General features: G+C 53.5%; 9 protein-coding genes. 4 read left to right on the top strand and 5 right to left on the bottom strand.

The window, feature by feature from the left end; genetic code table 11:
- Window positions 1–65 precede the first annotated feature (65 nt).
- From ACIOTN_RS08870 to ACIOTN_RS08850, 5 genes are all read right to left on the bottom strand, one after another.
- The gene (locus ACIOTN_RS08870; RefSeq protein ID WP_402735158.1) at window positions 66–3,110 is read right to left on the bottom strand and encodes a type I restriction endonuclease subunit R; all 3,045 of its coding nucleotides are present in this window, start codon (window positions 3,108–3,110) and stop codon (window positions 66–68) included.
- Window positions 3,107–4,183: a hypothetical protein gene (locus ACIOTN_RS08865; RefSeq protein WP_402735157.1), complete on the bottom strand. Its 1,077-nt coding sequence runs from the start codon at window positions 4,181–4,183 to the stop codon at window positions 3,107–3,109. The genes ACIOTN_RS08870 and ACIOTN_RS08865 overlap by 4 nt, the downstream gene beginning before the upstream one ends.
- Window positions 4,184–5,359, bottom strand: coding sequence for a restriction endonuclease subunit S (locus ACIOTN_RS08860; protein ID WP_402735156.1), 1,176 nt, complete (start codon window positions 5,357–5,359; stop codon window positions 4,184–4,186). It lies immediately after the preceding gene.
- Window positions 5,356–6,924: a type I restriction-modification system subunit M gene (locus tag ACIOTN_RS08855; protein ID WP_402735155.1), complete on the bottom strand. Its 1,569-nt coding sequence runs from the start codon at window positions 6,922–6,924 to the stop codon at window positions 5,356–5,358. Before ACIOTN_RS08855 ends, ACIOTN_RS08860 begins: the two co-directional genes overlap by 4 nt.
- Window positions 6,925–7,390: 466 nt before the next feature.
- Entirely contained in the window at window positions 7,391–7,696 is a 306-nt protein-coding gene (locus ACIOTN_RS08850; protein WP_402735154.1) for a site-specific integrase, read from the bottom strand.
- A 137-nt stretch (window positions 7,697–7,833) separates the two neighbouring features.
- On the opposite strand from ACIOTN_RS08850, the gene ACIOTN_RS08845 reads away from it, so the two are divergent.
- The 4 genes from ACIOTN_RS08845 (at window position 7,834) to ACIOTN_RS08830 (ending at window position 11,960) form a co-directional block, all read left to right on the top strand.
- On the top strand, window positions 7,834–8,412 hold the full coding sequence (locus tag ACIOTN_RS08845; RefSeq protein ID WP_402735153.1) for a hypothetical protein: 579 nt from the start codon (window positions 7,834–7,836) through the stop codon (window positions 8,410–8,412).
- 124 nt (window positions 8,413–8,536) lie between these two features.
- On the top strand, window positions 8,537–9,124 hold the full coding sequence (locus ACIOTN_RS08840; protein WP_402735152.1) for a hypothetical protein: 588 nt from the start codon (window positions 8,537–8,539) through the stop codon (window positions 9,122–9,124).
- The gene (locus tag ACIOTN_RS08835) at window positions 9,117–9,323 is read left to right on the top strand and encodes a hypothetical protein (RefSeq protein WP_105568979.1); all 207 of its coding nucleotides are present in this window, start codon (window positions 9,117–9,119) and stop codon (window positions 9,321–9,323) included. Before ACIOTN_RS08840 ends, ACIOTN_RS08835 begins: the two co-directional genes overlap by 8 nt.
- A 594-nt stretch (window positions 9,324–9,917) precedes the next feature.
- On the top strand, window positions 9,918–11,960 hold the full coding sequence (locus ACIOTN_RS08830; RefSeq protein ID WP_402735151.1) for a type IV secretory system conjugative DNA transfer family protein: 2,043 nt from the start codon (window positions 9,918–9,920) through the stop codon (window positions 11,958–11,960).
- Window positions 11,961–12,176 lie beyond the last annotated feature (216 nt).

The following is a 12,176-nucleotide window of genomic DNA, read 5'->3' as shown; positions in this document are numbered from 1 at the left end:
GGGAACATTCCAAGCTTCTGAACAGTGCAAGATCGCACATTGGCTTGATCGAAATACATGTCGGGTCATCGGTTACCTCCCTGTGAAATTAGCCCAAAGAACCGCTCGAAAAATACCGCCAGCTTCTCAATCACACGACGCTTCTTTTCGCCGTGATTCTTCTCCTTAGAGAACCGAGACACTGGCGGCAAAATCTTAGTTACTTCAGTACCTGTCGTACGCAGCAATCCATCGGTAAACGCCAGGTCAACAAAACCTAGTGTCTGCTCACGCTTGAGATTCTCCGATGCGATGATCTCCTCAAGCTCGCTCTCGCGCTGTTTCTGCACGTATGCCTGCCATTCGTCCTGAACTGAGCCGTCCACAGACACAGAGTCCACGAAGTTCTCGATCAGATCCTTCTTGTTGCGAAGGGAAGGGCTGGAGTCGATTGCGCGAGAAATACCTGCACGAAGTTCCTTGTCATCGCCGTCACCGCGTTCTTCTCGGTACTTCTGTACGAGCAGAAGGATATAGTCAACATTGATTTCAACCTGCTTGATCAGTTCAATCTCGAACACCAGGTCACTGGTGATCTGTTCCTTCTCACCGGTGTCGCGTTTCTTCCGATCATTCCAAAGATCCAGATACACCGACTGGTAATCCTGGGCCTGACGTTCCGTAAGGACTTCGTTTCCGGCGAACTCGTCAAATGAGGTCAAAATATTCTTCAAACGAAGAATCTCACCATAGAGCTTGATGAACTCGTTCTGCGCAGCTTCACTGTCGATGTGATGGCCAGGAACGAATTTCTCCAGCAAGGCTGAGGCTTTCTCGGCATACTCATCGTAGTACTCACCGTAAGGGCGCAACAGAACGATACCGGCAGCGTCCTTATTACCGAAGAGAGCAATCGCATCATTCGTCGCTTCTTCCAAATCACGGAAGTTCACGATATTCCCGTAGGTCTTCACCGAGTTCAGGATACGGTTCGTTCGCGAATACGCTTGAATCAGCCCGTGGGAGCGCAAGTTCTTATCCACCCACAACGTGTTCATCGTGGTCGCGTCGAAGCCAGTGAGGAACATGTTCACCACAATGGCCATATCCAGATCACGGTTCTTCAGCCGGAGCGACAAGTCCTTGTAGTAGTTCTGGAAGCTGTCCGAACTGGTGTCGTAACTCGTGCCAAACATCTGGTTATAGTCGGCAATCGCCGTTTCCAGGAACGAACGGGCATCCCCCGAAAGGTTCTCTGTTTCAAACCCTTCCTCTTCCAGTAAGCCGTCCTCGGAGTCTGGATTTGGGGCGTAGGAGAAGATCGTGGCGATCTTCAGCCTGCGGTCGGGTGTTAGCTCGGCTTGTTGGCGTTCGAACTCGTTGTAGTACGTCCTGGCAGCCGTAATCGATGCCGTGGCAAACAGGGAATTGAATCCACGTACACGCTTCTCCCCCAGCGCATACCCAACGGATCGCTTCGTCTTCTGATCAAAGTGCTCCAAGATATACGAAGTCACTTGAGAGACACGCACAGGTGACAACAAGGCGTTCTCCGTGTCGATGGACGACACCTGCTTGTCGATGACCGATCCGACCTTCATCGTATTCACGTAATCGATACGAAATGGAAGAACGTTCTGATCTGTGATCGCGTCCTTGATCGTATAGGTATGAAGCTTCTCCCCGAATGCCTGCGCGGTGGTCTTCAGCTGCGGATTGCCACCACTGCCAGAGTTCTCAGCAAAAATCGGAGTACCGGTAAACCCGAACAAGTTGTACCTCTTGAACGCCTTCGTAATGGCCGTGTGCATGTCGCCAAACTGGGAGCGGTGACACTCGTCGAAGATCAGCACGATATGGCCTGTGTAGATCTCATGACCCTTATTCTTTGAGATAAAGGTAGAGAGCTTCTGGATCGTCGTAATGATGATCCTCTTCGAGGGATCCTCTAACTGCCGCTTCAACACCGCCGTCGAATTATTCGAGTTCGCCGAGCCCTTTTCGAACCGGTCATACTCCTTCATCGTCTGGTAGTCCAGATCCTTACGGTCAACGACGAACAGTACCTTGTCCACACTTTCCATGCGTGAAGCGAGCTGAGCAGCCTTGAAACTGGTCAGCGTCTTGCCAGACCCGGTCGTGTGCCAGACGTAGCCACCAGCTTCCTGAGAGCCAAGCGTCTTGTAGTTCATGGAGATATCGATCTTCTGCAAGATCTTTTCGGTCGCCACAATCTGGTACGGACGCATCACCAACAGCAGCCGGTCACTGGTCAGTACACAGTAACGGGTGAGGATATTCAATAGGGAGTGCTTGGCAAAGAACGTCTTGCCGAACGCCGTCAGATCAAGAATCGGCTTGTTCTGCGCATCAGCCCACCACGAGGTGAATTCGAAACTATTGGACGTCTTCGTTTTCTTCTTCATACCTGTCGCATCGGCAACGTGCTGGCGGCGAGTGGTGTTCGAATAATACTTCGTCTGCGTCCCATTGCTGATCACGAACAGCTGCACATACTCGAACAGACCAGAGCCCGCCCAGAAGCTATCTCGCTGATACCTGTCAATCTGGTTGAAGGCTTCACGAATTGGCACGCCGCGTCGTTTCAATTCGATATGTACCATCGGCAAACCATTGACCAGAACCGTCACATCGTACCGGTTCGAAAAGCTTGCGCCACCCTCGCCACGATCAACCGCATACTGGTTGATCACCTGCAAACGGTTGTTGTGAATGTTCTGCTTATCCAGCAGGGTGATGTTCTTTGTCGTGCCATCATCACGGGTCAACAGCTGGACATGGTCTTCTTGAATCCGCACCGTCTTTTCGACGATCCCGTCACCGGTGCTGGCGATCCGTTCTTTGAAGAAGCGTTGCCATTCTTCATCCGAGAAGGTGAAGCGATTCAGGGCTTCGAGCTGAGTACGAAGATTCGTGACGAGGTGCTCTTCATTCGTCAGCTCCACATACTCGTAAGCTTGACCTTCGAGTAGGCGAATAAATTCACGCTCCAGCTGCGCTTCAGACTGATACGACGACTCCCTCGCAGGATCAGCTTCATAGACCGAAACTACGGTACTTTCGTTGCTGACCGCAATCGGCTCGTATTTACGGGCAGAAGATTCCATCATGACTTAAATCCCCACCTAAATTCATTGAGAAACGTATGAAATTCGGTCGTCAGGGCTTTTTTATATTCATCAGACACTTCTGATGAATCAATATCTGAAAATCGATCATGACTATAGAGATTGAGAATTCTCATTAAGACTTTCGCATCAGGACCGGCCAGCAACACACCCCACCCTTGTTCATACCCAAGGAAGTTTGCTGTTTTCTCAAGAAGTGTACGGAATTGATTGAAATGAATTCGCTGAATGGAATTCTGACTAATTGCGTTCTCAATATTCCTGATAATTCCGAGATGGTAACTAAAGGGAGAATCGTGACCCTGCCTCTCCAACCGCCACCCCAATTCCAAATTACGTTCTAGAATGAACGCTTTGTTATTCATTCCTTTCGCTCTATGAATTGAGTTAAAAAGCACGTTGAAGAAAAGGGCATGATGCGTAGTGACGATGAATTTAATATCTAAGTCAGCTGAACGTTTTATAAGATCGGCCAATGCCATAGCAACCGATACAATCCGTACATCATCCATAGAAGAAACCGGGTCATCAATTACGGCAAGCTTCAAGAAATCATAATCAGTCGTGGTCCGCAATTCCGGGCTATCACTTAAAGTACTAATCGCTTCACTTAGGACGGAGTAATAGACGCACCAAATGAATATACTTTCCTCCGCTCGGGATATCTTCACGCTATCGGCAGAAGCGTCATCTCCTTTATGGATACCGAACCTGACCTCACCATTCTCAAAGTCCAGCAATGGTTCGATTTTATCGTGGGTGAATGCCTTGAAGTTCTCGACAATCTCACCATCAAGCCCTTGTGTCTCGATGGTATTCAATAGTTCTGAATCAAGATTCATTTTTAGAACAATTTGTTCGTTATCCCATGTGAAAACGTCTTCAACAAATGCGTTATAGAGTACAACGCCTCGAGGATCGCGCTCTTTAAGATGTTGTGCTAGCCGTGTTTTGCCAGTTGTGTTTGAAGCGAATACCAAAGCACAACGTGATTTTGGGGTCATGCTCCCTAACAGGGCGTCCGCCAAGTCTTCTATCGATTCATGATGGGCCATTTATTCAGCCTCCTTGAAAGTGAGAAGCTGATCTCTGTAGTACTCGTACTGCTGACGACGTGCAGCCAACTCCGCAGGCAGTCCAAGGCTGAGGTCATTCACGAGCACATCAAACTTATCAAGGAGATCGACGATCCTTTGCTGCTCCTCTATATCCGGCATCGGAACTTTAACTTTTCCAAGATCCGATTTGTTGACGGCGGGGATACTCCCCACTTTCCGCAGCCCAACCAGTTCTTCTTGAATATTCCGAAGATAGTAGTAAAGGAACTTGTTGATAAAAGCAGACGATTTGGTCTCCACTCGATAGCAAAGTGGACCACACCAAAAGTCTTCTTTTTGGAAACCAACGTGTCCGGCTCCGCCTTGGCCTCGCGACGGAATAGTTACAGCCCCACCAGGCGCATTTGAATTATTTGTGAATCCCGAAGGTTCATTTCCTGCGTTAATGTATGGGAAATTTCCTGAGTCCGAAATAATCATAGGTTTGCTGCCAGTTCGTATCGAGGCTGCTACTGCAAGTTCGGTCCATTCACCCGAAACAAAATTACGCCGCCCAACAAGTCGATCACGATAGTACTCATACTGCTGCTTCCGAGCTTCCAGCTCCGCTTCCAGCTCCGCTTCCAGCTCCGCTTCCATTTTACTAAAAGTATCAAGAATACCAACGATTTCACGCTGAATTTCAAGGGGTGGAACTGGCACTTTGAACTCGCGAACGCGACTATCAGGAATAGACGGATAGTTCCCCTCGATCTGGTTGGCTTCAACATAACGACTAAAAGTGCCGGTGCCAAGAATATGAGCCAGAAAATTAGTGAGGATAACATCATTGTCCGGGCGCAGTACACAATATCCAGTACTCGCAATCTGCCCATCGTATTCCTCAGGAATGACAGCCCATCGCATCTGAGTAGGACGAGTCGTAGCAAAGATAACATCACCTGTGCGTACGATCTGACGAGCCCTGCTTGGCGCATCGGCCGCCGTTACAGAAACTGTATCCCCAATTTGTCGGGTTATCCTGTCCACGGATGACAGATCAATGTATTTGAATGAAGCATCAGCGGCGGATACCCACTTGATACTCGCACTCTTACTCGCAATCTCGGCAAGAGGCCTAAACTCAACACCCTCAGGGCAGTGCTTTGCAAGCAGTTTATCAATCTGGCTCACTTCACGCCCTCCAAGTCGGCAACGATCGCATCAATTGAAGTGCGCAGCTCAGCCTGACGAGCAACGATCTGCTCAATCTTGGCGTTCAGCTCGGTAATGTCGATGACTTCACGAGTGTCCTCAGCTTCCACGTAGGACGATACTGCGATGTTGTAGTCATTCGCTGCGATAGCGCTGTTCTCAATTAGCGTTGCAAAGTGTTCTGACGATTCACGATCGGTAAACGCATCTAGCAAGGTCTGCTGGTTGGCTTCGCTCAACTTGTTCTTGTTGCCACCGCGTACGAACTCAGCAGAACCATCAATGAAGAGCACATCGTTTGTCTTCTTCGACTTCTTCAGCACGATAATACAGGTCGCGATAGTGGTCCCGAAGAACAAGTCGGCAGGAAGCTGAATCACCGTATCAACATAGTTATTGTCGATCAGGTACTTACGAATCTTTTGCTCAGCGCCGCCTCGGTAAAGCACGCCAGGGAACTCAACAATCGCTGCCGTACCGTTGGTCGCCAACCAATGCAGCATATGCATCGTGAATGCGAGGTCTGCCTTTGACTTAGGCGCCAGCACACCAGCCGGCGCATAGCGTGGATCGTTGATCAGGATTGGGTTGGCATCGCCCTCCCACTTGATCGAATAGGGCGGGTTAGAGACGATCGCTTCAAACGGCTCATCGTTCCAATGGTGTGGTTCCAGCAGAGTGTCACCCAATGCCAGGTCAAAGTTCTCGTAGTTCACATCGTGCAGGAACATGTTGATACGAGCCAGGTTGTAGGTAGTGAGGTTGATTTCTTGCCCATAGAACCCGCCCACGTTCTCTTTGCCGAGCACCTTGGCAAACTTGAGTAGGAGTGAGCCCGAACCAGCGGCGGGGTCATACACCTTGTTCACTCGCGTTTTACCGACCGTGGTGATCTTTGCGAGCAGCTCAGAGACTTCCTGCGGGGTGTAGTACTCGCCGCCGGATTTACCGGCACTAGATGCGTACATCTGCATCAGGTACTCGTAGGCGTCACCAAATAGGTCAATGGAGTTGTCTGAGAACTTGCCGCCCAATGGGAGGTCACCGATCGCGTCGAGCAGCTTGACCATCTTGGCATTACGCTTCGACACAGTATTGCCGAGCTTGGAGCTGTTTGCATTCAGGTCGTCAAAGAGGCCTTTGAGGTCGTCTTCGCTATCGGTGCCAGTTGCTGAGCCTTCAATATCGCGGAAGATGCTCTCGAGTGTTTCGTTGAGGTTTTCATCCTGCGGTGCTCGCTTGCGCACGTTTTCAAACAGTTCCGAAGGTCGGATGAAGAAGCCTTTTTCGTTGACAATTTCCTCACGGGCAAATTCAGCTTCATCATCAGAAAGCTGCGTGAAATCAAATTCAGCGTTGCCTGCCTCGTGTTCACCGGTATTGATGTAGCTGGTGAGGTTCTCGGATATGAAGCGGTAGAAAAGTATGCCCAGGACGTACGACTTGAAGTCCCAGCCGTCCACCGAACCGCGAAGATCATTGGCTACTTGCCAGATTGTTTTGTGCAGTTCTGCTCGCTGCTGTTCCTTCACGCTGTTAGCCATCAACTTTCTCCCGTGCCCCTAGGGCACAATTAGCATTTGTTTACTTGCAACGTTACCCCAGTGGTACCCCGAAATATGGGTTGTAACCGCCTGGCAGCTCGTAGCGATGCGTAACTATGCGGACGATGGCAAATATGATTTATTTGAATGTCACATAATTATGCTTATTATGACATGACTAGGGTTTTTATAGAAGAGCACAGATCTACCGAATTTGTTTGTGGCATTACTTGGAATTGGCATCCACTTGGACACTGCTGACATGCGAGCAGAAATATGGCTCCACAAACAGGACGTAATTGATGACATTTTTACGTGGCTTTCGACTAGTAATGGTCACATCAGGGTCGAGACTATTCGTGCCGGGGATCGATGCGGCAGGGATCGAGACTGACGTGAGGCTGTTGTCGTCGCGATGCGTTTCCGGATCGTTGGTTGGTGTGCAGATATGAACTATCGACGTCCGTCATTTCTTCGTCTGTTCAAGCAGGCGCATGACGACCAAGCGCCGTCGAATCGTGCTCTCGCTGTATTTCCTCCTGCGGTGGAGGGCAACGTATTCCTTCTTATCTTGTTCAGTTAGCGCCAGAACATTCTTCCCCCGGCGGTACGCCCATTCGGCCCAATCTTGGAGATCAGCCCAGTAAGCACGTGCCGTGTTGTATCCATAGTTCAGCAGAAGGGCCTCGCGCCGATTCGCAAACTCTTCCCAATCATCCGGCGTTTCAGGCGCAAACTCCATATGGTTTTCTGGATACCGCGCATCACTCATGGGATGACATTAGCAGAGTTATCATGCTTATGCTTTTATTGAGGTCAGAGCCTATTTTAGAGTTATTCCATCGCCACATAGGCGTGATCGAAAGGTTCCATACCTTTCAGTCATACGTGCAAAGGAGTGCTCTACTAATGAGCAATATCATTCCCCGATCAGGTGCCAACGCTGAGCCTCCAGCCACTGGTATTCTCAGTCGGTTCACCAAGCCAGAGATGCGATCCATGACCAGAGCACAGAATGCCGAGATCGCACGCGGCTCAGTGGTCGCGTCCCGTGTCCATTCCGCTGGCATGGTGACCGCAGCAGCAATGCAGATGACCGGCATGATCAGTAGGGAAGCTCAATTCCTTGCAGATGGTGACCCGGGCGCGGCCGCCAGGCTGAACCACCTAGCGGACTGCTACGCAGAATATGCCGCCTGGGAGATCAGGCAGTACCGCAAGAGATCAGGCAGTACCGCAATGGGTGACTCGGCTGCCTCTCCCGCCCGGTGTGTTCCGCCGCCGCCCGAGGCAAGCGCAGCGATCAACCTGGTTGCCGAGCGTTTCCAAGGGGTCGTGGAAGAGCTTCGGCGTGAGGCCTGGCGAATCGAGTCGTATGATCCGGTCACCGCGCTCCGACTCGACGATGCGGCCACAGCCTTCTGCGAGGCAGGCACCTCGATCTTGCAGGACTGGCTGATCGAAACGGGCACCATCCCGTCGAACTAACACCCGAGTGGTTGCGTCCCACCGGGCTCCCCTCTGAGTGCCAGCACGCCTTCTCCTACGTTCCGCTGCGTCGCTGGCACTCAGCCACCCAAGCAAAAGTTACCCTCGAAAGGGGTTATTTGTCATGCCGAAAAACACCCAAAACTCCGCCCAATCACGCGCAGCCACCCCACACAGCGGGCAGCTGCTCACCGCTGGACACCCGGCGATCCGGGCAGCACAAGCAGACCTACGCGGCTTCGTGTTCGACCTTGCCAATGACCTGGCGACCCGCCACGGCTTCGACTGGAAAGCCGTTCCCGACGCACCCAGCACGTACTCGGATCTGAAACGGTGCTTCGCCGCGTCAAAGACTACCGGCCAATCGCTGCCGGTATCGGATGACAATTCATCGGCCACCGTCTTTGGCACCCCAGAGGCTAACCATGCGCTCCGCTTCGCTCACGATGTCCTCCACGTCACCAACGGGCTAAGTTTCAATACCCGCGATGAATACGTGCTTGCCTGCGAGTTCATGGACAGGGCGGAGAACTGGGGCATCCGCCGTGGTTCCATCGCCTGGCATCTGCTCCTGTCTGACGCAGTCGGCCAAGCATTGTTCTATGCCGTCGCCAAGCGGTACGTCAAAGACCAGCTGCACTTCGGACTGGACTTCGTCAACATTGGACTGCACCGCGCACTCCTGGCCGAAGTGGAGCGCCACAATGACTAGCAACGGCAATGATCCTCGCTCCTGGTTCGATGGCATGCTGAGCGCCTGCTTCTCAATCATCTTGGCGCTTGTCGGCCTCGCATGGGCGGCATCCTTGATCGAATCCGTCTGGCCAACGCTCGTCGTGATCCTCAGTGTCCTTGGCCTGGTGGCTGGGCTCGTCGTCGCGGTGCGTTGGTGGCGTAACTCGCGTTTCTAGCTAAACGCTACCGTGCGGGATTGGCGCACCTTCGAACCACAATTCTAGGTGCGCCAATCCGTCTCCCCTCTACTGTTTTCATCAACTTCCAGTCGGTGTTGTAGTTTCTGCCAAAGCCGCATTTTCCCGTTGCATCCACGCAACGTTTGGCTCATAGTACTGCGCAGCAAGGACGTTGCATCCACGCAATGACCAGGCACAATACCCATCACCGAAATACCTACTGGAAAGGAGGTTCATCTTCGTCATGCCCAAAAACAATTCCACTCACGGCTCCCGTAAGAACCGGCGCATCGTCGCCCGTGGAGTCCTCCGCGAAACACCCGACATTCGCACGCTCGCTCGTGCCGCAATCCGCCTGGCATTGGCTGATGCGCAGCGAGAGGCCGAAGCTCAGCAGCTCGCCGAGCGGCACGCGGACACGTCTCGCCGCATCCGTCCAGACCGTAATCAAAAGCGAAGCAGGGAAGGAGACCAATCATGAGCCGCTCCCCTAAGTACCGCCAGCGCACCGAACTTGTGTGGTTCACGATCTTCTGGGCACGCCCACTGCCATATGAGCAGGCCATCGGGGCACTCCAACACCTCGCATCCTTGACCCACGCGCCGCAGATTATTCTCGAAACCCGCGCCACCTCGCAGGGAATCGAATACCTAGCGGCTACCAATCGCCAGTTCGAACCAGCGCTTCGCCGCACCATCGAACAACTCGTTCCAGGCACCGTCATCACCGCCACCGAAGACGACCGCCGGAAGTCCGTGTCCACCGCGCGCAAAGTCATCTACTCAACACCGCAGCAGTCACTGGATATTTCTGGCAATGAAGCATCCGTCCGCGGTGTTCTCGCCAGCCTAACCGGACTTCGTGGAAAGGAAACCGCCGTGATCCAGATCGTGCTCGGGCACCGCTACGTGCCGAAAGCAGCAATTCAGCAACTGGCCAAGCGAACCGCACCACAAACCGCTCTAAAGCATGTTCAGGTCAAGGCCGAAGCGTTCGGATTCGGTGCCATTATTCGCATCGGTGTCACCGCTTCGACACCCGACCGGCGCAAGCGGATGACCACCAGCATTCTGAGCGCGCTACGTGCCGCACTCAGCCCCGGTCTGGAACTGCGCCTTGCACCAGAACGCAGCGGCGTCATCAATAACCCCGCGAGCACGTGGCCGCTCTTTCCCGGATCGACCAAGCTCAGCATCAATGAAGTCACCCTCATGACCGCTTGGCCACTTGGTGATCCGAACCAACCGTACCCGGGACTGCCCGCACTGCATCCGGCCCTGATCCGCCCCTCGTTCGTCGCTAAAACCGGCGACCGCATTCTGGCTACATCAACAGCACCAGGATGCGAAGCGCAGCGGCTCGGTATCTCTGAGATGGATTCACGGCGACACACCTGGGTCATGGGTCCCACTGGCACAGGCAAGAGCTCATTGCTACTGAACCTTATTCGGCAGGATATGGAAGCCGGCCGGTCAGTCATCGTGATCGAACCCAAAGATCTCGTGGCCGACGTGCTGACACAGGTTCCATATCATCGCAAAGACGACGTGGTACTCCTCGATCCGCTCGATGACGCACCCACCGGGTTCAACCCCCTGGATCTTGCCGGACGTTCACCCGCACTAGTGGCAGATCAGCTCTTCAGCTTCTTCGCCGCTGTTTACGGAAAGGACGTGCTCGGACCCCGCTCGGCTGACATCCTCCGGCTTGCGTTGGACGCGGTTGCTCACGCCGAGAACCCCACGCTCGCCATGCTGCCGCTCCTGCTGACCAATCCAGGATTCCGGCACAAACTCACGGCACCCCGGATCGCCGCCGACCCGCTGCACGCCGCACCATTCTGGCAATGGTACGAAAGCCTGTCACCGGATGCCCGTGCCCAGGCGATCGCACCGCTCCAGAATAAGCTCCGACTCTTTCTGCACGAACCGCTGCGCAGCATCCTGGCGCAACCCTCACCACGGTTTAACCTGCGCGACGCCGTCAACGGAAACAAGATCCTGCTCGTACCCCTGCATTCTGGCACGCTTGGCAGCGAAGCCGCGTCACTGCTCGGATCATTGGTGATCAGTGAACTCTGGGAAGCACTCAAGGAGCGCGTCCGTGTCCCGGAACGACTGCGCCGCACCGTGGTGATCTACCTGGACGAAGCGCAGATGTTCCTCGAACGCTTCCCGGTAGATATCGCCGACGCGCTGGCCATGAGCCGATCACTCGCCGCAGCATTTCACCTGAGCCACCAATACACCGATCAGCTCTCGTCGAAACTACTGCGCGGATTCGAAGCGAACTGCCGCAACAAAATCTTCTTCCAACTCGCCGGCCACGATGCCACCTACGCGTCGCGACTCTCGCCCGGGTTGGCACCAGAAGATTTCACCGCACTTCCCAGTAGGCATATCTACGCCCAGCTTGTCCGCGATGGCGCGGTCACCGACTGGTCATCTGGTCGCACCGTGGACACCCCGCAGCGCACCAGCGACCCGGCGAAGATCATCGCCGCATCGAGGAAAGCATACGGGCAATCTCGCGCCGCCGTTGAAGCACAGCTGCGCAGCCTCGTCACCCCCATCACACCACCACAGGCCGAATCACCGGAACATGCCGGAAAACGACAAAGGAGAACGCCATGACCACCCACGACACCAGCCACACGGCTCACCAGAACCAGGAATCAGGTCTACCAGTCGATCTACCGACCGGCTCACCTGCGACCCCGGTAACCCCACAGGCCACAGCACAAACAGGTGAGGTAGTGGCGGGTAAAGAACCTACTGGTATCGGTTCCTTCTCCACGCCACGAAGAGGCGAACAGGTAAAAGGGGTTCACAGCTCCCCACGGATCTCTG

It is taken from the genome of Glutamicibacter sp. NPDC087661 (genome assembly GCF_044743275.1).
GTDB lineage: Bacteria > Actinomycetota > Actinomycetes > Actinomycetales > Micrococcaceae > Glutamicibacter.
This window is presented reverse-complemented; position numbering and strand designations above follow the sequence as displayed.